Here is a 24,098-nt window from a genome sequence, read left to right on the forward strand (position 1 = left end):
GTTTTATTGTTGTGATCAGAGATTCAATTCACGCACGGGGCGCACTTCCACACTGCCGACCCGGGCCGCCGGTATGCCGCCGGCCACCTGGATCGCTTCATTCAGGTCCTTGGCTTCAATCAGGTAAAACCCGGCGAGCTGCTCCTTGGTTTCGGCAAACGGTCCGTCGGTGATCGACAACTTGCCGTTGCGCATGCGCACGGTGGTGGCGGTGCTCACCGACTCCAGCGGTTCGGCGGCGAGCATGCGTCCGCTGGCCTGCACGGACTGGCCATAGGCGAAACATTCCGGGTCCTTGGGGCTGTCGGGCGAATCGTGCAGCACCTGTTCGTTGCTATAGATCAGGCAGAGGTATTTCATGGGATTCTCCGTTTTCGGACAACTGACTATAGTTCGCGGCGCTCAAGGTTTCAGGTCGAACAGACCGGCGCCGGTTTCCATGTCGAACGGTGCCGACCAATGTTCATGCACCACTTTCCACTCGCCGCCAACGCGCTGGTAGCCGGCGCTGACGCGCATCCAGCAGGTCTTGAGTACGCCGTCGGGCCCGGTGCCGCCACAGTGCGCGAGCCAGTGGGCAAAGGCGCTGTTATCGCCGGCGACGATACGCATCTCATGGAAGTCAAAGACCCCAGGGCCCGGGCAGAACTCCATGCACGCCTTCCAGTGCGCCTGATAGGCGGTCTTGCCCTTGAACTGCAGGGCGCTGACGGCGTCGAACGCGACGATATCGTCGGCGTAAAAGCTAACAATCTTCTCGACATCCTTGGCGGTGACCGCCTGTTTCCATTGTTCGATCAAGCTGCTGATTGCGGTGCTCATGGCAATACTCCTTGCGGGAAAAATCACTGAAGACACCCTTAGTCGACTGAGCCCCGGGCCAATCGACAGTCCCGCAAAAAATAATTGCGACTACCGCAAACCCGCTAGAATCCGCGCTTCTATGTAGGATTTCGGATGCTACGCCGATGGAAACCCGCCTCGTCGCCTATCAGACGTTGACTGCCCTGCAACAACAGCAACTCAACGCCCTGGAAGTGCATCCCGAACAACTGGGTTTTTCCGGCGATATCTACTGTGCGCTGAACACCCTGCTGGTCAATCCGAATCCCGGCGTGGCAGGCTTTGCGTTACTCGCCGACGAGATTCCCGTGGCCTTCCTGCTGCTCAAACGCCCACCCTGCCTGCCCCATTGGGCGGATGAACACAGCGCCACGCTGCACGCGTTGCAAGTCGATCGCCATCAGCAAGGCCTGGGGTTTGGCAAAGCCTGCCTGCAAGCCCTCCCCGCCGCCGCGCGCCTGGTTTGGCCGCAGATCAAGGCGCTGGAGCTGTCGGTGGACACGGATAATGTGGCGGCGATGGGGCTGTATTTGCAGCAGGGCTGGGTGGACAGCGGGGAGGCGTATAAGGGGCGGATTGGGTATGAGCGCCGGTTGGCGTGGGTGTTTTAAACAATAAGGAGCTGGTGAAGATGCTAACAACCCTGGAACAACTCGAATCCCTCTACGGCCTGCCCCACGAACGGGCCGTGCGCAAGGAAATCCCGTTTCTCAACGAGGATTACCAGGCCATGGTCCGCGCGTCACCCTTGGTGGTGGTGAGTTCATCCGGCCCGGACGGCATCGACGGTTCGCCCCGTGGCGACGTGCCAGGTTTTGTACGAATCATCGACGAGCGCACGTTGGCGATTCCGGATCGGCCGGGGAATAACCGCCTCGACACCCTGCGTAATCTGGTGGTGGACCCGCGTATAGCGTTGCTGTTCATCATCCCGGGCATTGGCGAGACGTTGCGGGTCAATGGCCGGGCGCAGATTTCCATCGAGCCTGAGTTGCTGGAGAGCTTTGCGGTAAATGGCAAAGCGGCCCGTTCGGTGATTCTGGTGCAGGTGGAGGCGGCATATTTTCATTGCTCCAAAGCCTTTGTGCGCTCCGATTGCTGGAACCCGGAAAAGCATCTGGATCGCTCGGCACTGCCCTCCGCCGGGGCGTTTCACAAGCGCTTGAATGATGGCGCGTTCGACGCCGAAGCCTATGACCGCGAGATGCCGGAACGGGTCAAGGCCACGCTGTATTGAGAGGCCATTGCAGGAGCGAACGTGCTCGCTCCTGCCGGTGGCGCGGTCAGGCGGATTCGGCGTTGATGGGGATCCAGATTTCCACGGAGCCCGTGCCTTTACCCACATCGAAATCGGCGCTGTAGCGCTCAAAATCAGCCCCGACCACCTTGTACCCGGAGGCCGGCAGCCATTCGAACATGATGCGTTCATAGGTCTGCGCCAGCGCCTGCACCGGGCCAAAATGCGGGAACACGGCATAGCGATGGGCCGGGATTTCAATCGACTGGAAGTTGCTCGGTACATCGCCCTTGGCCGGGACTTCAACGCCGGCCAGGTAGTCAAATTCATCGTGTTTGGCGTTGTAGCACACGCCATAGGTCACGCCGCCGACGCGTTTCTTGATCTCTGTGAAGCAGCTGTCGAACAGCTCCCACAACTTGGGAATATCGCCAATCGTGGCCTTTGAATAACGCCCTTGCACACCCGCGATCACCAGGGCCTTGCCCTCTTCCATGCGCGGCTGTAACGGCAGTTTTGTCTGTTGATCCATCTGAACAGTCTCCTTCTCATGAGGGAACAAACCCGCGTCGAGTATAGGGGCATATCCCCGTCGCACTCCAAGCAGAAATTTTTCCCACAGCATCTGGACAATTGGCCATCACCGACCGTATTGTCTGCCCCGCAGGCCACCGCAGTGGCCGACGTCGCTCGGACGGTTCCGGGCGCTTACGTATTTCGAGGCAACAATGGCCGAACCCCATTCGCCGCGCCGCTTTGCGCGCATAGATCGACTCCCCCCTTACGTGTTCAATATCACTGCCGAGCTGAAGATGGCTGCGCGTCGGCGCGGCGAAGACATCATCGACTTGAGCATGGGTAACCCGGACGGCGCCACTCCACCGCACATCGTGGAAAAAATGGTCACCGTCGCCCAACGCGAAGACACCCACGGTTACTCCACTTCCAAAGGCATTCCGCGGCTGCGCCGGGCGATTTCGCGCTGGTACAAAGACCGCTACGAAGTGGACATCGACCCGGAAACCGAAGCCATCGTGACCATCGGTTCCAAGGAAGGCCTGGCGCACTTGATGCTGGCCACCCTGGACCAGGGCGACACGGTGCTGGTGCCCAACCCCAGCTACCCGATTCACATCTACGGTGCCGTGATTGCCGGCGCCCAGGTGCGTTCGGTGCCGCTGATTCCGGGGGTGGACTTCTTCGCTGAACTGGAACGTGCGATTCGTGGCTCGATCCCCAAGCCGAAGATGATGATCCTCGGCTTCCCGTCCAACCCCACCGCACAGTGCGTGGAACTGGACTTCTTCGAACGGGTGATCGCCCTGGCCAAGCAGTACGACGTGCTGGTGGTGCATGACCTGGCCTACGCCGACATCGTCTACGACGGCTGGAAAGCTCCGTCGATCATGCAAGTACCGGGGGCCAAGGACATCGCGGTGGAGTTTTTCACCCTGTCCAAGAGCTACAACATGGCCGGCTGGCGCATCGGTTTCATGGTGGGCAACCCGGAACTGGTCAACGCCCTGGCGCGGATCAAGAGCTACCACGACTACGGCACCTTCACCCCGCTGCAAGTCGCGGCGATTGCGGCGCTGGAAGGCGATCAGCAGTGCGTGAAGGACATTGCCGAGCAGTACCGCCAGCGCCGTAACGTGCTGGTGAAAGGCCTGCATGAGCTGGGCTGGATGGTCGAGAACCCGAAGGCGTCGATGTACGTCTGGGCGAAGATTCCCGAGGCGTATGCCGCGATGGGCTCGCTGGAGTTTGCCAAGAAGCTGCTGCTTGAGGCGAAGGTGTGTGTGTCGCCGGGGATTGGCTTTGGTGAGTATGGCGACGACCACGTGCGCTTTGCACTGATCGAAAACCAGGACCGGATTCGCCAGGCGGTGCGGGGCATCCGGGCGATGTTCCGGGCGGATGGGCTGGTCAAGAAAGCTGACGCCTGACCCGATCCAACGGCAGGAACCCAATCAATGTGGGAGCGGGCTTGCTCGCGAAGGCGGTGGTTCAGTCAACTCATATGTCGACTGATTCACCGCCTTCGCGAGCAAGCCAGCTCCCACATTTTGTTTTGCGGTGTGCCTGTTAGACCACCAGCGACAGCAACATGATAAAGCCCAACGCCACTACCGACAGGATGGTCTCCATCGCCGTCCAGGTCTTGAACGTCTCGGCCACGGTCATATTGAAGTACTGCTTCACCAGCCAGAACCCCGCATCGTTGACGTGAGACAGCACCAGCGAGCCCGCCCCCGTCGCCAATACCAGCAACTCGCGGTTCACTCCCGGGATCATTCCCACCACCGGCACCACAATGCCGGCACCGGTAATGGTCGCCACGGTGGCAGAACCGGTAGCCACACGAATCACCGCCGCCACCAGCCAGGCCAGCAGGATCGGGTTGATCTGCGCGGTCACCGCCATATGGCCGATCACATCACCTACGCCGCTGGTCACCAGCATCTGCTTGAAACCACCACCGGCACCGATGATCAGGATGATCGCAGCCGTCGGCGCCAGGCTGGCGTCGAGCAGCTTGAGGATTTGCTTGGAGCCGATGCCCTGGCGATGACCAAAGGTGTACAACGACAACAGCAAGGCCAGCAGCAAGGCGGTGATCGGGTGACCGATCATGTCCATCCAGTTGCGGATCACGTGGCCGTCCGGCAGGGCGACGTCGGCGAAGGTTTTCAGCAGCATCAGGAACACCGGCAGCAGCACGGTGATCAGGGTGATACTGAAGCTCGGCAGGGTCTTGGACTCCGGTTGCTCACTGGCCAGTTGGTCTACCAGTTCCTGGGACGGGTTGCCCGGAATGTACTTGGCGATAAACGAACCGTAGAGCGGGCCGGCGATGATGGCTGTAGGCAGCGCGACAATCAGGCCGTAGAGAATGGTCTTGCCGATGTCAGCCCCAAACACGCCAATTGCCAGCAACGGGCCCGGGTGCGGTGGCACCAGGCCGTGCACCGCCGACAGGCCGGCCAGCAGCGGAATGCCGATCTTGATCAGCGACACACCGGTACGGCGCGCGACGATAAACACCAGCGGGATCAGCAATACAAAACCGATCTCGAAGAACAACGGAATGCCCACCAGGAACGCGGCGAACATCATTGCCCACTGCACCTTCTCCTTGCCGAAGGCCCGCACCAGGGTTTGCGCGATCTGATCGGCACCGCCGGAATCGGCCATCATCTTGCCGAGCATCGTACCCAGCGCGAGGATAATCCCGACAAAGCCGAGCACCCCGCCGAAGCCGTCCTGGAAGGCCTTGATGATCTTGTCCACGGGCATGCCCGAGGTCAGGCCGAGAAAGCCTGCGGCGATGATCAGCGCAATGAACGGGTGGACTTTGAACCGGGTGATCAACACGATCAGGCCGATGATGGTCACCACTGCATCGAGCAGCAGATAGGTATCGTGGGACAAGCCAAACATGGGGGTCTCTCCTGTTTGTTGTTGTTATTAAAGCCGGTAAAAAATTCAGTGCAGGCGGACAGCGCTATCTTGTCCGGCAAAAAATTATTTGTTTGGTTCAAAGCCGTGTTCGAGCCACCAGGCATTGGTTTGCTCGGCCAGTTCTTCAACGCTGTCTTCACTGGCGTTCAGCGCCAGGGTCAACGGCTCGCCCACCGGGGATTCCAGGGTGGCGAATTGGCTGTCGATCAGGCTGGCCGGCATGAAATGGCCGGGGCGATGGGATACACGGTCAGCGGCGACTTCGCGGGTCAGCTCCAGAAACACAAACCCCAGGCCCGGCGCGGCTTCGCGCAGGTGGTCGCGGTATTTCTTCTTCAGGGCCGAACAGGTGAGCACCGGATGCTCGCCGGCCTTGAGCGAGCGGCGCAGCTCATCGCACAGGATGTCGAGCCAGCCGGCGCGGTCTTCGTCGTTAAGGGGATGGCCGGCGCTCATCTTCTCGATGTTCGCGGCGGGGTGAAAGCTGTCGCCTTCGATGGCGGTGGCGCCGTTCAGCAGGCACAGGGCCTCGCTGACGCTGGACTTGCCACAGCCGGAAACACCCATGATCACGAGGGCAGTAACAGGTTGACTCATGAAACACCTCAAGACGCAGATAGCGCTACCTTTGCACGCTGTAAGGCTAGTGCAAAAACAGGCTTTTCCCGCGCCGTCTTGTCATTTTTATGGAGTGACGCGTGCATCTGCTCCAAAGGTTTGAACGGGAACAGGCATCCCGACGTTCAAGAATTTGCAGGGTCTTGGAGACAGCGCTACCTTAGTGCCTCGATTTTTGTTTGGCAAGCCGCCTGATGACTCCCAAGAACGATAAAAATACCCGCACCACGGGCCGCCCTACCCTCAATGAAGTGGCCCGCCTGGCTGGCGTGAGCCCGATTACCGCCTCCCGGGCCTTGCGCGGCATCAGCACCGTGGCCACCGAACTGGTGGAAAAAGTGCAAAAAGCCGCCGCCGAACTGAGCTACGTGGTCAACCCGGCCGCCCGTGCCCTGGCATCTGCCCAGAGCCAGTCGGTGGTGGTGTTGGTGCCGTCGCTGTCCAACCTGCTGTTTATCGAAACCCTGGAAGCCATCCACCAGGTGCTGCGGCCCAAGGGCTTTGAAGTGCTGATCGGCAACACCCACTATTCCCGCGAAGAAGAAGAAGACCTGCTGCGCAACTACATGGCCTACCAGCCACGGGGGTTGCTGCTGACCGGGTTTGACCGTACGGAAAGCGCCCGGCGCATGGTGGAATCGAGCAATGTGCCGTGTGTGTACATGATGGACCTGGACCCGGGCGCCGGACTGAACTGCGTAGGATTTTCGCAATTGAACGCCGGGGAAACAGCGGCGGCGCATTTGATCTCACGGGGGCGCAAGCGGTTGGCCTACATTGGCGCTCAGTTGGACCAGCGCACGTTGTTGCGCGGTGAGGGTTTCAGGCGCGCTTTGCAACAGGCGGGGTTGTATGACCCTGCGCTGGAAGTGTTGACGCCACGGCCATCGTCGCTGGGCCTGGGTGGTGAATTGTTCCTGCAGTTGCTGGCCAGCCATCCGGATGTGGACGCGATCTTCTTTGGCAACGACGACCTGGCTCAAGGTGCGCTGCTGGAAGCGCTGCGCCATGGCATCAAGGTGCCGGAGCAGATCTCGGTGCTGGGCTTCAACGACCTGCCGTCTTCCTCGTTCATGGTGCCGCGTTTGAGCAGCATCAGCACCCCGCGTGAAGCCATTGGCCGGCGGGCGGCAGAGCATTTGTTGACGGTGATGGCCGGCAACAAGATCGCCCGGCCGGTGGTGGACATGGGGTTTGAGTTGAAGGTGCGCGAGAGTACCTAGGCGGTAGCTGTAGGAAGTGGCTGGTGTTGATGGCAGCGCCTTGCTCCGTTACCTACAGGTACGTCAGAATCCGCCGGCTTGTGCGCCTGGGTAGGGCTCTCTAAGGTTGCCCGGTCGCTGAATTTCTCAGTGATCGGGTTTAGTAGCCTGGACAGTCATACAGAATGAGCATGAGCTTCATCTATCAGACTTACGTGTCTGTGCTTGATGGTGGCTGTGCGCAGGGCGCCCTTGTGGCGCGCCGGATTTTTGTGTGACTTTGCCGGTCTACTAACCTGCGTGCAGCCGCCACCCTTTCGTTTAGTAGCGATCAGGTGATGGCCCAGATAGAGGTCACGCTTATGTTCAAAGTTACTCCCAATCCTCCTTCCTTATTCACCGTCAGCCCCGACGCCAGCAGCGAAAGCTTGATCGCCAACAGCTACGAGACGTTTTCCTCGGTCAGCACGTTGTTGCTCGACCTGTCTGATGAACTCACCGGCAAAGACCGCGACACCGCATTGGCGATTCACCAGTTGAGTGAGTTGGGCGTATTGCTGATGGGCAAGCTGATGGACCTGGAATCACCACTGATCTAACAGACCGCACGCGGTCAAACTGTGGGAGCGGGCTTGCTCGCGAATGCGGTGTGTCAGCCGACCTTTCCATCACTGATACACCGCATTCGCGAGCAAGCCCGCTCCCACATTTTTGATCCTGCCCACTTAACAACCTCGCCGTGCCTTCTGGCCCCTGCTAAATTGCCCCCTGCCTTCTCACCCTCGTCAGGAAAGCACCATGGGCCATTCGCTGAAAATCCTCGGTCGCACTTCTTCCATCAACGTGCGAAAAGTCCTGTGGACCTGCCAGGAACTGGATATCCCCTACGACCGCGAAGACTGGGGCATCGGCTTCGCCTCCACCCAGTCCCCCGAATTCCTGGCCCTGAACCCCAACGCCCAAGTCCCGGTGATCATCGACGACAACGGCGTGCTGTGGGAATCCAATACCATCTGCCGCTACCTCGTGGGCCTGCACCAACGCCACGACCTGTTGCCCACCGAGCCGGTCGCCCGTGCGAGGGTCGAGCAATGGATGGACTGGCAAGCCACCGAACTCAACCCGTCGTGGGGCTACGCCTTCCACGCTCTGGTACGCAAGAACCCGGACTATCAGGACCCGCAACGCATCAAAGCCGGGGTAAAAAGCTGGAACGACAAGATGGGCCTGCTTGAAGCGCAACTGATCAAAACCGGCGCCTACATCGCCGGTAACAACTTCACACTCGCCGACATCCTCATCGGCCTGTCGGTGCACCGCTGGTGGATGACGCCCATGGAGCATCCGTCCTACCCGGCGGTCAGCGCTTACTACGAAACCCTCAGCCAACGCCCCGGCTTCAAAACCTTCGCCCTCGACGGCCACAACTAAAAACAAGGACTACCCAATGAACGGACTCAACGTACTACTCACCGGCGCCTGCGGCCGCATCGGCAAGACGTTTTTCGAAGCCTCGAAAGACCGCTACCGCTTCACCCTCACCGACCGCATCGAGCCGGATTTCGCCCTCGGCGAGCACCGTTTCATCCCCGCCGACCTGAGCGACAAAACCGCCCTCGCCGCCCTGCTCGACGGGATTGACGTGATCGTGCACCTGTCGGGCATCCCCCACGCCAGCGCGACCTTCGACGAGTTGTTGCCCAACAATATCCTGGCCACCACCTACCTGTTCGAAGCTGCCGTGGCCGCAGGTGTGAAGCGCCTGGTGTTCGCCAGCAGTGCCCAGACCATCGAAGGCTACCCGGTAGACCGGCAGATCACGCCGGGCATGCCGGCACTGCCCGCCAACCTGTACGGCGTGAGCAAATGCTACGGCGAAGCCCTGTGCGGTTTTTACGCGGCCAAAACCCCGCTCTCCACCATCGCCCTGCGCATCGGTGCGTTTGAATTCCCCGAAACCCACGACCTGAACAACGCCCGCGACCTCAGCGCCTGGCTCAGCCCCCGCGACGCCGTGCAACTGCTACAACGCTCGGTGGAAACCATCGGGGTGAAACACCTGATCGCCCATGGCATTTCCAATAACCGTTTCAAACGCCTGGACCTCAGCGAAACAACCCGTGTGCTGGGTTACCAACCGGTGGATGATGCGTTCCAGGAATTCGAGATCCCGATCACTTACTGAGTCTTCTGCCCATGTCTTCACCCTCTCTTGCAGACGGTATCGACCCGATCCGCGCCGCGCACATCAGCGCGCGCATTGATCGGTTGCCCGCCGTCGCCACTGTCTGGCGCCTGGTGGCGCTGCTGTCGATTGGCGGCTTTTTCGAGCTGTATGACTTGTTTCAGACTGCCTATATCAGCCCCGGCCTGATCAGTGACGGAATTTTCCACACCGGCAGCCAGGGCGTATTCGGCTTCTCCGACCAGGCGGCCTTTGCCTCGGCGACCTTTCTCGGCCTGTTCCTCGGCGCCAGCCTGCTCAGCCCGATTGCCGACCGCTACGGGCGCCGGGCGATCTTCACCTTTGCGTTGATCTGGTACACCGTCGCCACCGTGTTGATGGGTATCCAGACCTCCGCCCTGGGCATCATCTGCATGCGTTTCCTGGTGGGCATCGGCCTGGGCATCGAACTGGTGACCATCGACGCCTACCTCTCGGAACTGGTGCCCAAGCGCATGCGCAGCTCGGCGTTTGCCTTTGCGTTTTTCATCCAGTTCCTGTCGGTGCCGGCGGTGGCGTTGATGTCGTGGTGGCTGGTACCTCAGGCACCGTTCGGGATTTCCGGCTGGCGCTGGGTAGTGGTGAGCAGTGCGGTATTTGCGCTGTTTATCTGGCAACTGCGCAAACGCCTGCCGGAATCGCCGCGCTGGCTCGCACAAAAAGGCCGTTTCGACGAAGCCGGGCAGATCATGGACAGCCTCGAAGCGCGCTGCCGGAAAGACCACGGCAAGCCACTCGATGAGCCGGAACCGCAAGCCGTCAGCGTGCAGGGCCAAGGGCGCTTCGCCGATATCTGGCAACCGCCGTACCGGCGCCGGGCGTTGATGCTGATTGTGTTTCATGTGTTCCAGGCCATCGGCTTTTTCGGCTTCGGCAACTGGCTGCCGGCGCTGCTCTCGGGCCAGGGCGTGAGCGTCACTCACAGCCTGGGCTATGCCTTCATCATCACCCTCGCCTACCCGTTGGGGCCGCTGCTGTTTGTGAAGGTGGCGAACCGGTTTGAGAACAAATGGCAGATTGTCGGCTCGGCGCTCGGCGCGGTGATCTTCGGCAGTTTGTTCGCGCTGCAAACCACCGCCGTGGGCCTGGTGATCTGCGGGGTGATGATCACCTTCTGCAATGCCTGGCTGAGTTTCAGTTATCACTCCTACCAGAGCGAACTGTTCCCCACCAACATCCGCGCCCGGGCGGTGGGTTTCTGCTATTCGTTCAGCCGGTTGTCGACGGTGTTCAGCAGCCTGTTGATCGGCGTGATCCTCGAACACCTCGGCACGCCCGGCGTGTTGGCGTTTATCGCCAGCAGCATGTTGATCGTGATGATCACCATCAGTTGGTTCGGCCCGCGCACCCGCAACCTGGCGCTGGAGAACATTGCCCACTAGCGGCAAACAATGGCCGTCGGCACGCCAACGCTTGCCGACGGTAGCGGCCAAAAGCCCCGTAAACACGGGGCTATACCACTGGGCACGCTAATTGCTCCACCTGTGGCACCGCCCACATCCACAGGTGTCCTGATCATGCTGATCAACAACAACCCCCAGGCTCAGTCGACGATCCAACGCATCAAGCGCGCAGACATGGACCCGGCCAACGCCGCGGCCAGCGCGCTGTACAGCGGTGCCGCGCAAAACGTGCAACAGGGCACTACCACTGTATCGACCACACAGGCAGCGGCCGACGCCACTGCCGACAACATCAATGCCGCCTTCGCCAAGACCCGTGTGCAGTTGCAAGCCACCACCGCAACCGCCTCGACCACCGATACGGCCAAGACTGACTCCACCACGTCGGCCCGCAGTGACTTCACCGACTACATGAAAAAAAGCCCGGCCGAGCGCATCCGCGAGCAACTGCTCAAGGAACAGGGTTTGACCGAGGATGATGTGAAGAACATGCCTCAGGACAAGCAGGATGCTATTTCCAAGGAAGTTGCAGAACGCCTGAAGGAGCAGCAGGCGCAGCAGGTAGCGGCGAAGACCGCTGACCCGCAGGCGCAGACGGTGAAAGAGACCCTGGCTGCGATCTAAGCGCTGACAATACAAACCCTGGTCAGGGAACTTGCTGGAGTGAGGGAGCTGCTGTGGCGAGGGAGCTTGCTCCCGCTGGAGTGCGCAGCGCTCCCAGGATTTTGGGGCCGTTTCGCAGCCCAGCGGGAGCAAGCTCCCTCGCCACAGCAAGCTCCCTCGCCACAGGTTATTTCTCGGCCATAACGGTGTGTTACTGCAGTTGCAGTGTGGAATTGAACTGACTGATCGCATCCACCACATGCCGTGACCCTTCCTGAATCTCCAGGATCACCTGCCCCGCCTCATTCGCCAGCTCCACCCCAAGCCCCGTGCGGCTCAGGCTCGATTGCATGCTCGACACCGCGCTGATCGACAGGTCGTGGTTCTTGCGCACCACATCCACAATCTCGATCGTCGCCTGGCTGGTTCGCGCCGCAAGGCTGCGCACCTCATCCGCCACCACCGCAAACCCGCGCCCATGCTCGCCCGCTCGGGCCGCTTCGATTGCGGCGTTCAGCGCCAGCAGGTTGGTCTGGTCGGCGATGCCGCGGATGGTCTGGACGATGGTGCCGATGATGTCCGACTGCTTGCTCACTGCGTCGATGCTCACGGCCGCTTCGTTAAGGTCACGGGAAATTTCTTCGATGATCTGCACGGTCTGCTGCACCACTTCCGAACCCTTGCGGGCGCAGGCGTCGTTTTGCACCGAGGTGGCGTGAGCCGAGTCGGCAGCCGTGCGCAAGGTGGTGACCTGGTCGGTGATGTCACTGGCGAACTTCACCACTTTGTACAGGCGCCCGTTGGCATCGAAGATCGGGTTGTAGGAGGCTTCCAGGAACAGCGTTTGGCCGAATTTGTCTTTGCGCTCAAACCGGTGGGAGTGATATTCGCCGCGATTGAGCGAGGCCCAGAATGCCTTGTAGGCCGGCGAATCGGTCTCACCGCGATGACAAAACAGACTGTGGTGCTGGCCGACGATTTCACTGAGGGAATACTTCACCGTCTTCAGGAAGTTGTCGTTGGCATTCAGAATCTGGCCTTGCGGGGTGAATTCAATGACCGCCATGGAGCGGCCGATGGCGTCGATCAGGCTCTGGTTTTCATGCTCGCGGTGAATCCGCGCCGAGATGTCCGAGGCCACCTTGATCACGCTTTGCACCTGGTTGTCGGCACCGATTACCGGCATGTAACTGGCCTCCAGCCACACTTCCTGACCATGCTTGTTCAACCGCATGAAGGTGCCACTGAGGGGCTCGCCCCGCGCCAGGTCGCGCCAGAGCTTGGCGTAGGCGTCGGTGTGGGTGTAGGCCTCTTCGCAGAAAATCCGGTGATGCTTGCCGCGAATTTCTTCGGCGCGGTAGCCCATGGTCTTGCAGAAATTTTCATTGGCATCCAGCACGATGCCGTCGCGATCAAACTCGATCATTGCCATGGAACGGCTGATGGCGGCCAATTTGGCTTTGGCTTCGGTAAGGGCACAGGAGAAACGTTCGATTTCCAGCAGGTCGGATTTGTGTTGGCGGTTGAACATGTCAGATCACCCTTTATTTTCCCGACGCCCACGCGGGCGCATTCCATTCACGGTTTGAATCTTGATCGAAGACCTTTATGGGGAAACCTATCCGAAACGCTTTATATGCCGAGCGTCATCAACGGTTCTGGGTGAGCATAGACAGGCGTTGGCGCTATGCAAGGCCACTAGTCAGCCAGCATTTGCAACAAAGCATTAACCACTGCGGAGGGCGGTTGGTGGCGTGATGTCACCAACGCAAACTCGCGATGCACCGGCTCCGCCAGGGGCATGATGCGCAAGCCTTGGCGCTGGGCCGGCAGGGTCATCTCGGGCACCAGCGTCACTCCCACGCCTTCACGCACCAGGCTGAAAGCGCTGTTCCACTCGCGCACTTCCACCCGCACCTCGCGCAGCACCAGGCCGGCTTCCTGCGCCAGGCTGCGGGCGTTGACGGTGCAGCCGCCGGTGGCAAGCACGAACGGTTGCTCCACCAACTCTTCCAGCGTGACCGTTGCCTGCGCCGGGCGCCGGGAAAACCCGTGGGCCATCGGCAGCACCGCCACCCAGTTATCCCGCCCCAGCACGGCGGCACTGCGCTCGGACGGCGGGTTGAGCACCACGCCCAGGTCGATCAGATTCGCGTCGAGCAGGGTGTTCACTTCATCGTCGGTCACTTCCAGGGCCGTGACCTCGATGCCGGGGTAAAGCTGGTTGAACCGACGCAGCAGCGGCGGCAGGAACACCGCCAGCACCATGGGGAAACTCGCGATGCGAATCGTCCCACGCAGCATCGGCCGCGCTTCGTCAACGGTGGTGCGAATCGCCTGCAAGGCCCCGAGCATCACCCGCGCCTGCTCGATCACTTGCAGGCCCAGGGCGGTAGGCACGGTCTGACGCGCCTCACGCACAAACAACTGCGCACCGAGGTTGGCCTCCATGGCCGCCATCGCCTGGCTGGCGGCGGACTGAGTCATGCCCACTCGTTCGGAGGCGGCAGTGATGCTGCCGTTGTCCGCCACGGCCACCAGCAGGCGCCAGTGCATCAGGTTCATCATGGCAGTAGCTGTCCTTATGGCAGGATTCTGAAAGATTAATTTTACCCAAGGTGCCATGCCCACGAGACTGAAGGCAACTGTCCTGCGGAGTTGCCCCGATGAAGCTGTATTTTTCCCCGAATGCCTGTTCCCTCGCCTCCCATATCGCGCTGCGGGAATTGGCCCTGCCGTTTGAATTGATTCGCGTCGACAACCAGAAAAAGCTCACGGCTGACGGTGATGATTTCCTGCAGATCAATCCCAAGGGCTATGTGGCCGCACTGCAACTGGACAACGGCGAGGTACTGACCGAAGGCGCGGCCATCCTGCAATACCTGGCCGACCGTGTACCCGCAGCGGGCCTGGCGCCGGCCAATGGCAGCTGGGAGCGGGTGCGTTTGCAGGAGTGGCTGAACTTTGTCTCCAGCGAGATTCATGGCGGGCTGGGAGTGTTGTTCAAGGACGCGATTCCCGATGAGGTGAAGGCGCTGTTCAAGGCCACGCTGTTCAAGCGTTTTGCGATTCTGGTACAGACCCTGGAGCGCCAGGATTACCTGCTGGGCGCGCAGTACTCAGTGGCGGATGCGTACCTGTTTGTGGTGCTGCGCTGGGCGGGGTTGTTTGATATCGACTTGCAGCAGTGGCCGGCGTTGGCCAAGTTTCAGCAGCGGGTGGGCGAGCGGCCGGCGGTGATTGCCGCCCTGGCCGCTGAAAATCCATGACCTGAAATGCGATCAACCTGTAGGAGCTGGCTTGCCTGCGATAGCGATGGTGAATCCAACACCGCTATCGCAGGCAAGCCAGCTCCCACATTGGGTCTTCATAGTTTTAGAGAATGGGTTTCAAGCCATAGTTTTCGATGAATGCACTTAACGCCAACACATCCACCGACCCCGAACGGTCCTGATCCAGGTGCGCCACCTGGCGGCGCACCGCCTGATGAATACGCCGGGTGCCCTGCCCCAGTTGAACCGTGCCGCACAGGTCCACCGCCTGCGCCGCCACGATCAACTCAATGCTGCCCAGCCACACCACGCGCTGCACCAGTTGCCGGGTTTTCTCGACCACCGCCAGCGCCTGCCCCGCATAATCTTCCACGCGATCCGCTACCGGCACGCTCACCGCCGGGATCGGATTGGCCAAGTGCCCGATCTCCGCCACCAACGCCGAACCGGTGCGCTGCAAGGCGGCCATGCCCACGTGCCCGGGCTGGTCGATCAGAAAGCGCGGCAGTTCACTGGAAGCCGGCGACAGCAACTTGGCAATCCGCTCGGCGCTGCACACCGCCACACGGCTCAACGCCAGGCCCAAGCCTTCGGCCGCCAGCGCGAGATGGGTGCTGTCGAAATTGGCCGTGGCCAGCACCAACGCGTCTTCGCTGATCAACGCCGGATTGTCCGCACCGCTGGCAAGCTCCAGCTCAACCAGTTCACGCAGTTGCAGCATCGCTTGATGCGCCGCGCCTTGAACCACCGTGGCACAGCGAAAGCTCAGCGGGTCCTGTAGCCGACGCGGGTTATCGGCCAATTCGCCGCCCGCCAGCAATTCCAGCAACGCCGCTGATTGCCCGCTTTGCCCCGGCGCCGGGCGCAACCGCGAAGCCCACGGCTGGAAAGGACTGAGGTTGGCCCGATAGCCTTCACACGACAACGCCAGCCCCGCCAACACGGCCTGCAATGCCTGTTCGGCCTCGGCCACCAGCAACGCGCCAAGGCCGATGCTCGCGGAGTTGGCCGACACCAGCGCCAGGCCATCCTTGCCCGTCAATGGCACGTTCAGCGCCAGGCTCAAATGCGCCAACGGCGCCAGGTCGCTCTCGCCCAACGAGCCGAGCAACGGCACCGCGGGCTCCATGCCGCAGTTGAGTAACACCAACAGCGCCTGCGCCGCACCCGGCGAAATACCCGAACGCCCCTGGGCCAACCCCGCCAAGCGGGCTGCGGTGATCGCGCGTAATTCCTCACGCTTGGCCAGGCGGCCAACGCCCACCGCACGCCCCAAAGGAATGTTTGCCTGCACCGGCGCAACCTGCGTATCCACCGCCGCACCGAGGCCGGTGGTCACCCCGTAAATCGGCGTGCCTTCAGCCACCAGGCGCAGCAACAGTCGATGCCCTTCGTCGATACGTTGGCGCGCCGCATCGCTGAAGTCAGCCGGTGCGTCTTGGCGGGCAATCGACAGCAAATCCTCAATCGTCAAACCGGCGGGATCGAAGTGAATCATGCCCAGCGCAACCGCTGGCCGATCCCCAGGCGTCTGGATTTTTCCAGCAGTGCGTGGCCCAGGGCGATATCGCTGAGGCTCAAGCCACGGTGCCAGAACAGGATGGTTTCCTCGGGGGTTTCCCGGCCGGTCTTCAAGCCGGCGACGATCTGCCCCAACTCGGCATGCAAGGTCTCGGCGCTGAGTTTTCCGGCGTCGACGTGGGCGCGCAATGCGCCGAACATCCCGCCCTTGCACTGGCCCCAGTCGTCCACCACCAGCTTGTGCATGATGTCGGTCAACGACAGTTCCACCGCGCTCATGGTGCCGTAGGGCACGACGAAGGCACCGGGCTTGATCCACTCGGTGTGCAGCAACGGTTGCGGCTGATCCAGGCGTGAAGCTTCCACCACGATGTCGGCGCCGCGCACCGTGGACTCCCAATCGTCCGTGACAATCACCGGCTTGCCGAGGTCGCGGCGCAGGCGTTCGGCGAAGGCTTCGCGGCTTTCACTGCGGCGCGAGTGCACGCGGATTTCGTCGAAGTCGAACAGGTGGTCCAGCAGCCGCACGTTCCAATACGCCGTGCCACGGGCACCGATGTGCGCGAGGACTTTACTGTCGGGACGGGCCAGGTATTTGGCACCGATGGCGGTGACGGCGCCGGTGCGCATGTCGGTAATCGCCGAGGCGTCCAGGATGGCCTTGGGGATGCCGGTGGCCGGGTCCAGCAGGTTGAGAATCGCCAGTTCCGAGGGCAGGCCCTTGCGGTAGTTATCGACAAAGTCGCCCACCACCTTGACCCCGGCGTAGCCGATTGCGCCGCCCAATACACCGCGCAGCACGTTGAAGTGGCCGTTGATTTCACCGCCGGGAATCAGGTGCATGCGCGGCTCGATCACCGCCTCGCTGCGGCCCTGGATGGCCAGGCTGGATTCGATGGCGTTGAGGATTTCGTCGTTGGTCAGGGCCAGTTCGTCGATGTCCAGGCCGTTGAGGAAGTCGATGTAGATCGGTTGCATGGTCTGCTCACTGATGGGTGCGAAGGTCGATGCTGAAGATGCTTTTATGGGGTGAGGGAGATTGCTTTGGGGAGGGAGCTTGTTGTGGTGAAGGAGCTTGTTGTGGTGAGGAGCTTGTTGTAGAGAGGGAGCTTGCTGTGGCGAGGGAGCTTGCTCCCGCTGGAGTGCGCAGCGCTCCCGCTTTTTTTGGGGCCGCTACGCAGCCCAGCGGGAGCAAGCTCCCTCGCCACAACAGCTCTTTCCCTAAAGCAACCTCCCTTGCCACAGCAAGCTCCCTCCCTACAGCAAGCTCCCTCTCCACAGGGATCAAGTTATGGAGCCTTGAACACAACCTGCTGCACATCGACCTTTTTCGGGATCAGGCCGTTGGCAAAAAACGCGTCGGCCGTACGTTGCTGGTTGGCGATATCCACGGCTTCCAATGGCCGGCTCGGCGTCGGCGAGCGGTGCTGGAAGTAACTCTCCACCACCGCCGGCTGCAAGCCCAATGTCTTGGCCATCAGCGCGACGCTTTCGTCATGCTGGTCCAGCGACAACCGCTGCGCCTGGGCAAACACCTTGAGAATCGCCGCAATCGCCTGCGGGTGCTGCTTGGCAAACGGCCCGCTGGCGATGAAGAAACTGCCCGCCGGGTTCAGCCCCTGGCCATCCCCCAGCACCTTCGCCGAACCGTCCACCACGGCCGCCGAGTAGTACGGGTCCCACACCACCCAGGCGTCGACCTTGCCTTGTTCAAACGCGGCACGGCCGTCGGAGGGCGACAGGTACACCACGTTCACGTCCTTCCACTGCAAGCCGGCACGCAGCAAACTTTTGAGGAACAGGTTGTGGGCGCTGGAACCCTTGAGCAACGCCACGCGCTTGCCCTTGAGTTCGGCCACGCTTTGCACGGTGCTGTCCTTGGGCAGCAGGATGGCTTCGGTGCGCCCGTCATTGGGCTCGACGCCGATGTAGCGAATGTCGATGCCGGCAGCCTGGGCGAAGATCGGCGGGATGTCGCCGATATTGCCGATGTCGATGCTGCCGCCATTCAGGGCTTCGATCAGCGGCGGGCCGCCGAGGAATTCGATCCACTCGACCTTGGTGCCCGGTAACCCTTGCTCGAACAGGTGATGCTCACGGGCGAGCACCATGCTCACCGAGCTTTTCTGGTAGCCGACGCGCAGGGTGGCCGGTTCTGCCGCCAGCAGCGGCCCGGCGCACAGTGCCAGCAGTGTGGCTGCGATGAGCTTGCGCATCAGAGACTCTCCTTGACCTTGGCCGCGACGTCCGCCGGCACCCATTGCTGCCAGACCTGCGGCTGTTCTTTCAGGAACGCTTCGGCCACCTGGCGCGGCGCGGTACGTTTCTCGGCCATTTGCGCGAGGATGCCGTTGAGCAGGTCAATCGGCAGGTCGACTTTTTCAAAGAACGTCACCAGTTGCGGGTACTGCGCCTTGAACGGCGCCGACACGCCAATCGCCAGGTGCGCTGGCATCGAACGAGTACCGATGGGGTGCGGGTTGTTGGCGTCGGCCAGGGTCTTCCAGGCTTCGGCGTTGAACGGTGGTTCTTCCAGTTTGATCAACTTGAAGCGCCCCAGCAGTGGCGTCGGCGACCAGTAGTAGAACAGCACCGGCTTGCCGCGACGGATCGAGGATGCAACCTCGGCATCCAGCGCCGCGCCGGAGCCGGTACGGAAGTTGACGTAGCTGTCGGTCAGGCCATAGGCCTTGAGTTTCTGGCTGTTGACGATCTCCGAGGTCCAGCCGGTGGGGCTGTTGAGGAAGCGCCCACGGGTCGGGTCTTCGGGGTCGCGGAACACGTCTTTGTAGCGGGCCAGGTCGGCGACGGATTTAAGCTCCGGGGCCAGGGGTTTGATGCCCCGTTCGGCGTCGCCCTTGATCACGTATTCCGGCACCCACCAGCCTTCGGTGGCGCCTTTGACGGTGTCGCCCAGGCCGAACACCTTGCCTTCGCTTTCGGCCTTGACCCACGCCGGACTGCGCCCGGCCCACTCTTCGCCGATCACCTGGATATCGTCCTTGGCCAGGGCGGCCTCCAGGCTCACGGTGCTGCCGGGCAAGGTGTCGGTGGGCAGGCCATAGCCTTTCTCGACGATCAGGCGCAGCACTTCGGTGATCAGGCTGCCGCTTTCCCAGGTGATGTCACCGAAGTGGATCGGTTTGGCAGGTTCGGCGGCCGTGGCTGATTGTGCCAGGACGGTGAGTGCCAATAGCGAGCCACCGAGCAGGTTCTTGATTGTTTTCATGTGTTACCTCGTGGTGATTCCATGAAGAGTGCTCTTGTGGCGAGGGAGCTTGCTCCCGCTGGACTGCGCAGCAGGCCCAAAGTGCTTGGGGCCGCTACGCGCCCCAGCGGGAGCAAGCTCCCTCGCCACAGGTTTTGCATCAGGGTTTAAAAGTCATAACTGAGCCGCGTGTAGTAAAACGCCCCTTCCGGCGCCGTCGGCGACAGGTAGCTGTATTGCTGGCCCGGGGTCTGGCGCAAACGGGTGTTGTAGTCGTCAGGCTTGCTGTCGAACAGGTTGTTGACGCCCACCGACACCCGCAGTTGTTTGGTGAAGGCGTAGTTCACGTCCAGGTCGGTGGTCCATTGCGCGCTGAAGGTCTGGTCGTACTGGGCGTTGGCTTCGCTGGAGGCGTATTTGCGGTACTTGCCGTAACGGGTTTCGTTGAGGGCGATAGTCCATTGGTTGAGCTTGTGGACCGCGCCAAACACCAGCTTGTCTTCCGGGTAACCGTGCTCCAGGAAGCCACGGGATTCACGGGTCAGCACTTCGAAGCCGTTGGGGTTTTCGTGGACCTTCTCGATGGTGGTGCGGGCCTTGGTGTAGCCCGCCGACAGGTTCAGGTTGCCCAACTGCTCAAGGTCCAGGTTGTACTTGCCCACGATGTCGACGCCGCGGGTGCGGGTGTCGGCGGCGTTGGTCATGAACTGCGCCCAGGAGTACTGGCCGTAGCCGGCGTCCTTGAGGATCTGCTCGGCCAGCGGCCCGGAAATACCACCGCTGAACAGCAGGCGGTCACGAATCGAAATCTGGTAGGCGTCGATGGTCAGCGAGGCCTGGTCGGTTGGGCGCAGCACCAGGCCCAGGGAGAAGTTGGTGGACTTCTCGGGCTTCAGCGGCTGTGCACCTAGGGCTCGGGCGGCCGGGTTGTCGGCCGGCAGCATGCGGGTCAGCACCGGGTTGCCGTTGGCGTCGAGGTTGGTGGTGGTGGTCCAGGAGGTGCCGATCTGGCCCAGGCTGGGCGCGTGGTAGGCATTGTTGACCGTGGCCCGCAGGCCGACTTTCGGGGTGAAGTCATAGCGCGCCGAGAGTTTGCCGGTGGTGGCTGAACCGAAGTCCGAGTAGTGCTCGGTACGCCCGGCAATGCCCACCTGGAGCTTGTCGGTGACCTGGTTTTCCAGGCCGAAATACACGCCGCCCACATCACGCTTGAAGGTGCCGGCGTCGTCCGGGGTCAGGCCCGAAGCCTGCACCGCGCCAACCTGCACGCCGTCGATGCCACCGTAGGAATAGGAATCGTAGTCGCCGGCCTCCAGCCGGTATTGCTCATGCCGGTAGGCGACGCCCGCCGACACGGTGAGTGGATGGCTCGACCAGTCGACGTTCAGATCCTTGGCGTAATCCAGGGTGATGTTGGTCTGGTCGTTGACCAGGGTGGCGACGTTGAACTTGGTCGGGCTGTTGATCCCGTAGCTCGGGTTGACGGTGTTGAAAGCCAGTTCGTCGTGCTCGTCGCGGCCATAGGTGGCGCTCAAATCGAAGCGGCCGATGCTCTCGTCTTCATAGCGGGTGCCGACGGTGACGGCGCCGTCTTCATAGCGATAGCGGTATTTCGGGATGGTGCCGTTGGGGTAGATCCCGGCCACGTTGTTCGGGCTGCTGGCCAGCAGCGGCGGCGTGTTGTTCACCGAAGTGTCCTGGCCGAAGGTGGCGAAACTGTAGAGGCGCCATTGGTCGTTCAGGCCGATTTCGGCGTTGGCCGCCAAGTTGTATTTGTCGCGCCCGGCACCGCCCCAGCGCGGGTCTTGTACCTGGCCGTCGGCGACGTATTTGTCGCCGATGTCATCGGGTTTGTTGTTCAGGGTGTTGAAGCTCAGGGTCAGGAAACCATCCCCCGGCAAGCCGATGCCGTACCAGCCATCGGTGGTTTTGCTGAAGCCGTCGCCCTGGGCGTATTTGCCCAGTTGGGTGTTGATGCCGCCACCGCTGTCGCGCTCCTTGAGCACGATGTTGACCACCCCCGCCACCGCGTCCGAACCGTATTGCGCCGAGGCACCGTCGCGCAGCACTTCGACGTGGTCGATGGCGCTGATGGGGATCATGTCGAGGTCCACCGGCTGCGCGCCAATGAACGGCACGCCACCGGAAATGTTCACCACCGCCGAGGTGTGCCGGCGCTTGCCGTTGATCAGCACCAGGGTCTGGTCCGGGGACAAGCCGCGCAGGGAGGCGCCTTTCGGATCCTGGCCGCGGGTGGCGCTGTTGTTCTGCGGAAAGTTGAACGAGGGCAGCAGTTGGAACAGCGCCTGGTTGAGGCTGGTGGCGCCGGTTTGCTTGAGTTCTTCGGCGTTGATCACATCCACCGGGGCGCTGCTGGTGAGGGCCGTGGCGTCACTGCGACGGGTACCGATGGCGACCACACGGTCGAGGGTCGGCGCCTGGGCTTCGGCGGTTTGCGCCTTGATGCTGTTGCTGGCAGGCGCGACTTTGGCGCCTTCCTTGATGATGAATGCACCGTCCGGGCTGACCTGGACTTGCAGGCCGGTGCCCTTGAGCGCGGCGTCTACCGCCTGTTGCGCCGACAGCGAACCGTCGACCCGCGCCGAGGAATAATTGCCCAGCTGCGGCGTGAAGGAAATCACCTGGCCGCTCTGGCGGCTGATGTTCAGCAGCACTTCGTCCAGCGGGCCGGGCGCGATGTGGTAGACCTGGCGCGCCTCTTCGGCGCTGGCAGCGAAAGACAGGAACAGACTGGCCAACGGCACCAGGGCAAAGGTTCGAAGCGGTGTACGGTTGAATGGGCTCACGTTGGCTCCCCCCAAGGAAACTCCTGAGCGCTGCTCCCCGCAGCGCTTACGGGAGTGATGTGGGATGGCCGGGGGAAAACTTGCAGATCGTTTGGTTATGTCGTTAGAACCGACATTCGGAAACGACGCGGTCAACTGTGGGAGCTGTCGAGCTTTAGCGAGGCTGCGATGGTATCGCTGCGGTACATCTGCGAGGCCGAGGTGCTCGCATCGCAGGCAAGCCAGCTCCCACATTGACCGAGGTGAACCGTTTTCAGGCGGCACTGACGGTCACCCACAACCCGGTCCGGCGGGTGATGTGGATCGGCAGGGTGCGTGCCAGGGTGTCGAGGATCTGGTCGGGATTGTCGAGGCGGTACAGGCCGCTGACCCGCAACCCTGCCACCGCCGGATCGAGGCGCAGCACACCGTTGTGATACGGGCGCAGTGCGTCGATCACTTCCACCAGCGGGCGGTCGCGCACTTGCAGGAAACCGTCGATCCACGCCGTCGCCCCCGAGGAACTGGCCAGCACCGGGCCGAAGCCGAAGCGGTCGTAAGTCACCTCGTGCCCGGCCTCCAGTTGCAGGCGTTCGCCGTTCTGGCCATCGATCTCCAGGGCGCCGTTGAGCGCCACCACATGGCCCTGCCCTTCGCGCTCGCGCAGCAACAGGCGATTGCCCAAGGCATGCAGTCGAGCTTGATCGGTCTGAATGAAAAACGGTCGGTTGCTGTCCCTGGCAATCTTCACCAGCAACTCGCCATCGCGCAGGCGCACCACGCGGTGTTGTGGGTCGAACTGGATGTCGGCGGCACTGCGGGCGTTGAGCAGTAACTCGCTGCCATCCGCCAGCTCTACAGTGCGCCGTTCGCCGGTGCCGGTGCGGATATCGGCGGTCAAATCCTCCACCACCGGCCGGGCCAGCCAACCGGCGCCCAGCATCAGGCCAGCGCCCACCAGGGCGCCGCGCAATACGGTGCGGCGGCTGGATGGCGCGTCCAGTGCCTGCTGCAATACCTTGCCGCTGACGCCTTGGGTCTGCGGAATTTGAAACACACCGAGGCGGGTTTCCAGTTGTTGGCACAAGGCTTCGTGACGCGGGTCTGCGGCGCGCCACTGATGGTAACGCTGCCAGTCGGCGGCACTCGCCTCGCCGGAGCGCAGCAACACCACCCAGCGAGTGGCGCTGTCGATCAGTTCGTCGCTCATTCCAGGCACAGCCGCAGGCAGCGGTTGACGGCACGGGTCATGTAGTCGCTGACCGAGCGTTGGGAAATGCCCAGCTCGGCCGCGATTTCCGGGTAGGTCAGGCCATTGAGTTGCGACAGCAGAAAGGTCGCCTTGACCTTGGCCGGCAAGCCGTCGAGCAACTGGTCGATGGCCTGCAGGGCTTCGAGCATCTGCGCCAAATCTTCAGGGGATGGCGCGGGCGAGGTTTCGTCCTGGTCGAGGGCGTCGAGGTAGGCGCGCTCCAGGTCACGGCGACGCCACAGCTGGTACATCAGGCGTTGGGCAATGGTGGTGAGCAAGGCCCGTGGCTGGCGGATCGGCGCCACGCCCGGGGAACTCAGGAGCTGGACGAAGGTGTCGGCGGCGATGTCTTCGGCGTGGGCACGGGAATCGAGATGGCGGTGCAAACGGCCGCACAGCCAGTCGTAATGACTGCGGAACAATCCGCCCACGTAATCGCTGTGAGAAGTGTCGGCGCCGGACATAGT

General features: G+C 61.9%; 24 protein-coding genes. 10 read left to right on the forward strand and 14 right to left on the reverse strand.

The window, feature by feature from the left end; all coding sequences use genetic code 11:
• Nucleotides 1-15 precede the first annotated feature (15 nt).
• Together V6607_RS25330 and V6607_RS25335 are read right to left on the reverse strand one after the other, a co-directional pair.
• Nucleotides 16-360, reverse strand: coding sequence for a YciI family protein (locus V6607_RS25330; protein ID WP_003213107.1), 345 nt, complete (start codon nt 358-360; stop codon nt 16-18).
• A 42-nt stretch (nt 361-402) separates the two neighbouring features.
• Nucleotides 403-822: a nuclear transport factor 2 family protein gene (locus V6607_RS25335; RefSeq protein ID WP_134327201.1), complete on the reverse strand. Its 420-nt coding sequence runs from the start codon at nt 820-822 to the stop codon at nt 403-405.
• Nucleotides 823-968: 146 nt separating this feature from the next.
• Here V6607_RS25335 and V6607_RS25340 point away from each other — a divergent pair, with 146 nt between their 5' ends.
• On the forward strand, nt 969-1,454 hold the full coding sequence (locus tag V6607_RS25340) for a GNAT family N-acetyltransferase (RefSeq protein WP_134327202.1): 486 nt from the start codon (nt 969-971) through the stop codon (nt 1,452-1,454).
• A 20-nt stretch (nt 1,455-1,474) separates the two neighbouring features.
• Nucleotides 1,475-2,080 carry a pyridoxamine 5'-phosphate oxidase family protein gene (locus V6607_RS25345; RefSeq protein ID WP_063027754.1) on the forward strand — a complete coding sequence of 202 codons (606 nt, stop codon included), beginning with the start codon at nt 1,475-1,477 and terminating at the stop codon, nt 2,078-2,080.
• A 46-nt stretch (nt 2,081-2,126) separates the two neighbouring features.
• Here the strand turns inward: V6607_RS25345 and V6607_RS25350 are convergent, their stop codons facing one another.
• Entirely contained in the window at nt 2,127-2,612 is a 486-nt protein-coding gene (locus V6607_RS25350; RefSeq protein ID WP_134327203.1) for a GyrI-like domain-containing protein, read from the reverse strand.
• Nucleotides 2,613-2,808: 196 nt separating this feature from the next.
• On the opposite strand from V6607_RS25350, the gene alaC reads away from it, so the two are divergent.
• Nucleotides 2,809-4,026: an alanine transaminase gene (gene alaC / locus V6607_RS25355; RefSeq protein WP_102605211.1), complete on the forward strand. Its 1,218-nt coding sequence runs from the start codon at nt 2,809-2,811 to the stop codon at nt 4,024-4,026.
• A gap of 139 nt (nt 4,027-4,165) precedes the next feature.
• On the opposite strand, the gene V6607_RS25360 is transcribed toward alaC, so the two are convergent.
• Both V6607_RS25360 and V6607_RS25365 read right to left on the reverse strand, forming a co-directional pair.
• Nucleotides 4,166-5,521, reverse strand: coding sequence for a GntP family permease (locus tag V6607_RS25360; RefSeq protein ID WP_008431626.1), 1,356 nt, complete (start codon nt 5,519-5,521; stop codon nt 4,166-4,168).
• An 84-nt stretch (nt 5,522-5,605) separates the two neighbouring features.
• Complete coding sequence (locus V6607_RS25365; RefSeq protein ID WP_087693163.1) at nt 5,606-6,139, reverse strand: gluconokinase; 534 nt, start codon at nt 6,137-6,139, stop codon at nt 5,606-5,608.
• A gap of 212 nt (nt 6,140-6,351) precedes the next feature.
• Here V6607_RS25365 and V6607_RS25370 point away from each other — a divergent pair, with 212 nt between their 5' ends.
• The 6 genes from V6607_RS25370 to V6607_RS25395 all read left to right on the forward strand — a co-directional run bounded on the left by V6607_RS25370 (nt 6,352) and on the right by V6607_RS25395 (nt 11,613).
• Nucleotides 6,352-7,383 carry a LacI family DNA-binding transcriptional regulator gene (locus V6607_RS25370; RefSeq protein WP_166742203.1) on the forward strand — a complete coding sequence of 344 codons (1,032 nt, stop codon included), beginning with the start codon at nt 6,352-6,354 and terminating at the stop codon, nt 7,381-7,383.
• Nucleotides 7,384-7,724: 341 nt separating this feature from the next.
• Nucleotides 7,725-7,961 (forward strand): DUF6124 family protein, encoded by a 237-nt coding sequence (locus V6607_RS25375; RefSeq protein ID WP_134327205.1) that lies wholly within the window; start codon nt 7,725-7,727, stop codon nt 7,959-7,961.
• A 199-nt stretch (nt 7,962-8,160) separates the two neighbouring features.
• A complete protein-coding gene (locus V6607_RS25380; RefSeq protein WP_134327207.1) occupies nt 8,161-8,793 on the forward strand; it encodes a glutathione S-transferase in 633 nt (210 codons plus the stop codon).
• A gap of 16 nt (nt 8,794-8,809) precedes the next feature.
• Entirely contained in the window at nt 8,810-9,547 is a 738-nt protein-coding gene (locus V6607_RS25385; RefSeq protein ID WP_134327208.1) for an NAD(P)-dependent oxidoreductase, read from the forward strand.
• 11 nt (nt 9,548-9,558) lie between these two features.
• Nucleotides 9,559-10,968 carry an MFS transporter gene (locus V6607_RS25390; RefSeq protein ID WP_003213083.1) on the forward strand — a complete coding sequence of 470 codons (1,410 nt, stop codon included), beginning with the start codon at nt 9,559-9,561 and terminating at the stop codon, nt 10,966-10,968.
• A gap of 135 nt (nt 10,969-11,103) precedes the next feature.
• Complete coding sequence (locus V6607_RS25395) at nt 11,104-11,613, forward strand: hypothetical protein (protein WP_003213081.1); 510 nt, start codon at nt 11,104-11,106, stop codon at nt 11,611-11,613.
• A 190-nt stretch (nt 11,614-11,803) separates the two neighbouring features.
• On the opposite strand, the gene V6607_RS25400 is transcribed toward V6607_RS25395, so the two are convergent.
• Together V6607_RS25400 and V6607_RS25405 are read right to left on the reverse strand one after the other, a co-directional pair.
• On the reverse strand, nt 11,804-13,123 hold the full coding sequence (locus V6607_RS25400) for a PAS domain-containing methyl-accepting chemotaxis protein (RefSeq protein WP_003213079.1): 1,320 nt from the start codon (nt 13,121-13,123) through the stop codon (nt 11,804-11,806).
• 167 nt (nt 13,124-13,290) lie between these two features.
• Complete coding sequence (locus tag V6607_RS25405) at nt 13,291-14,160, reverse strand: LysR substrate-binding domain-containing protein (RefSeq protein WP_003213077.1); 870 nt, start codon at nt 14,158-14,160, stop codon at nt 13,291-13,293.
• Between the two features lie 98 nt (nt 14,161-14,258).
• Here V6607_RS25405 and gstA point away from each other — a divergent pair, with 98 nt between their 5' ends.
• Nucleotides 14,259-14,861, forward strand: coding sequence for a glutathione transferase GstA (gene gstA / locus V6607_RS25410; protein WP_008431610.1), 603 nt, complete (start codon nt 14,259-14,261; stop codon nt 14,859-14,861).
• A 106-nt stretch (nt 14,862-14,967) separates the two neighbouring features.
• Here gstA and V6607_RS25415 read toward each other — a convergent pair whose 3' ends face one another.
• The 7 genes from V6607_RS25415 to V6607_RS25445 all read right to left on the reverse strand — a co-directional run bounded on the left by V6607_RS25415 (nt 14,968) and on the right by V6607_RS25445 (nt 24,095).
• Nucleotides 14,968-16,362, reverse strand: a complete 1,395-nt coding sequence (locus V6607_RS25415; protein WP_134327209.1) for an aromatic amino acid lyase — start codon at nt 16,360-16,362, stop codon at nt 14,968-14,970.
• Nucleotides 16,359-17,363 (reverse strand): ornithine cyclodeaminase family protein, encoded by a 1,005-nt coding sequence (locus V6607_RS25420; RefSeq protein ID WP_134327210.1) that lies wholly within the window; start codon nt 17,361-17,363, stop codon nt 16,359-16,361. The genes V6607_RS25415 and V6607_RS25420 overlap by 4 nt, the downstream gene beginning before the upstream one ends.
• Nucleotides 17,364-17,674: 311 nt before the next feature.
• Entirely contained in the window at nt 17,675-18,601 is a 927-nt protein-coding gene (locus V6607_RS25425) for an aliphatic sulfonate ABC transporter substrate-binding protein (protein ID WP_008431606.1), read from the reverse strand.
• Nucleotides 18,601-19,614, reverse strand: coding sequence for an ABC transporter substrate-binding protein (locus tag V6607_RS25430; RefSeq protein ID WP_003213067.1), 1,014 nt, complete (start codon nt 19,612-19,614; stop codon nt 18,601-18,603). The genes V6607_RS25425 and V6607_RS25430 overlap by 1 nt, the downstream gene beginning before the upstream one ends.
• A 146-nt stretch (nt 19,615-19,760) precedes the next feature.
• Complete coding sequence (locus tag V6607_RS25435) at nt 19,761-22,400, reverse strand: TonB-dependent receptor (protein ID WP_134327211.1); 2,640 nt, start codon at nt 22,398-22,400, stop codon at nt 19,761-19,763.
• Nucleotides 22,401-22,653: 253 nt separating this feature from the next.
• Complete coding sequence (locus tag V6607_RS25440) at nt 22,654-23,589, reverse strand: FecR domain-containing protein (RefSeq protein WP_134327212.1); 936 nt, start codon at nt 23,587-23,589, stop codon at nt 22,654-22,656.
• Nucleotides 23,586-24,095, reverse strand: coding sequence for a sigma-70 family RNA polymerase sigma factor (locus V6607_RS25445; protein WP_003213062.1), 510 nt, complete (start codon nt 24,093-24,095; stop codon nt 23,586-23,588). Before V6607_RS25445 ends, V6607_RS25440 begins: the two co-directional genes overlap by 4 nt.
• Nucleotides 24,096-24,098 lie beyond the last annotated feature (3 nt).

This window comes from Pseudomonas sp. KK18 (assembly GCF_037094675.1).
Lineage (GTDB): Bacteria > Pseudomonadota > Gammaproteobacteria > Pseudomonadales > Pseudomonadaceae > Aquipseudomonas.

Coding starts and splice junctions, on each gene's coding strand:
- V6607_RS25330 (WP_003213107.1), bottom strand. CDS start 360: ATGAAATACCTCTGCCTGATCTATAGCAACGAACAGGTGCTGCACGAT.
- V6607_RS25335 (WP_134327201.1), bottom strand. CDS start 822: ATGAGCACCGCAATCAGCAGCTTGATCGAACAATGGAAACAGGCGGTC.
- V6607_RS25340 (WP_134327202.1), top strand. CDS start 969: ATGGAAACCCGCCTCGTCGCCTATCAGACGTTGACTGCCCTGCAACAA.
- V6607_RS25345 (WP_063027754.1), top strand. CDS start 1,475: ATGCTAACAACCCTGGAACAACTCGAATCCCTCTACGGCCTGCCCCAC.
- V6607_RS25350 (WP_134327203.1), bottom strand. CDS start 2,612: ATGGATCAACAGACAAAACTGCCGTTACAGCCGCGCATGGAAGAGGGC.
- alaC (WP_102605211.1), top strand. CDS start 2,809: ATGGCCGAACCCCATTCGCCGCGCCGCTTTGCGCGCATAGATCGACTC.
- V6607_RS25360 (WP_008431626.1), bottom strand. CDS start 5,521: ATGTTTGGCTTGTCCCACGATACCTATCTGCTGCTCGATGCAGTGGTG.
- V6607_RS25365 (WP_087693163.1), bottom strand. CDS start 6,139: ATGAGTCAACCTGTTACTGCCCTCGTGATCATGGGTGTTTCCGGCTGT.
- V6607_RS25375 (WP_134327205.1), top strand. CDS start 7,725: ATGTTCAAAGTTACTCCCAATCCTCCTTCCTTATTCACCGTCAGCCCC.
- V6607_RS25380 (WP_134327207.1), top strand. CDS start 8,161: ATGGGCCATTCGCTGAAAATCCTCGGTCGCACTTCTTCCATCAACGTG.
- V6607_RS25385 (WP_134327208.1), top strand. CDS start 8,810: ATGAACGGACTCAACGTACTACTCACCGGCGCCTGCGGCCGCATCGGC.
- V6607_RS25390 (WP_003213083.1), top strand. CDS start 9,559: ATGTCTTCACCCTCTCTTGCAGACGGTATCGACCCGATCCGCGCCGCG.
- V6607_RS25395 (WP_003213081.1), top strand. CDS start 11,104: ATGCTGATCAACAACAACCCCCAGGCTCAGTCGACGATCCAACGCATC.
- V6607_RS25400 (WP_003213079.1), bottom strand. CDS start 13,123: ATGTTCAACCGCCAACACAAATCCGACCTGCTGGAAATCGAACGTTTC.
- V6607_RS25405 (WP_003213077.1), bottom strand. CDS start 14,160: ATGATGAACCTGATGCACTGGCGCCTGCTGGTGGCCGTGGCGGACAAC.
- gstA (WP_008431610.1), top strand. CDS start 14,259: ATGAAGCTGTATTTTTCCCCGAATGCCTGTTCCCTCGCCTCCCATATC.
- V6607_RS25415 (WP_134327209.1), bottom strand. CDS start 16,362: ATGATTCACTTCGATCCCGCCGGTTTGACGATTGAGGATTTGCTGTCG.
- V6607_RS25420 (WP_134327210.1), bottom strand. CDS start 17,363: ATGCAACCGATCTACATCGACTTCCTCAACGGCCTGGACATCGACGAA.
- V6607_RS25425 (WP_008431606.1), bottom strand. CDS start 18,601: ATGCGCAAGCTCATCGCAGCCACACTGCTGGCACTGTGCGCCGGGCCG.
- V6607_RS25430 (WP_003213067.1), bottom strand. CDS start 19,614: ATGAAAACAATCAAGAACCTGCTCGGTGGCTCGCTATTGGCACTCACC.
- V6607_RS25440 (WP_134327212.1), bottom strand. CDS start 23,589: ATGAGCGACGAACTGATCGACAGCGCCACTCGCTGGGTGGTGTTGCTG.
- V6607_RS25445 (WP_003213062.1), bottom strand. CDS start 24,095: ATGTCCGGCGCCGACACTTCTCACAGCGATTACGTGGGCGGATTGTTC.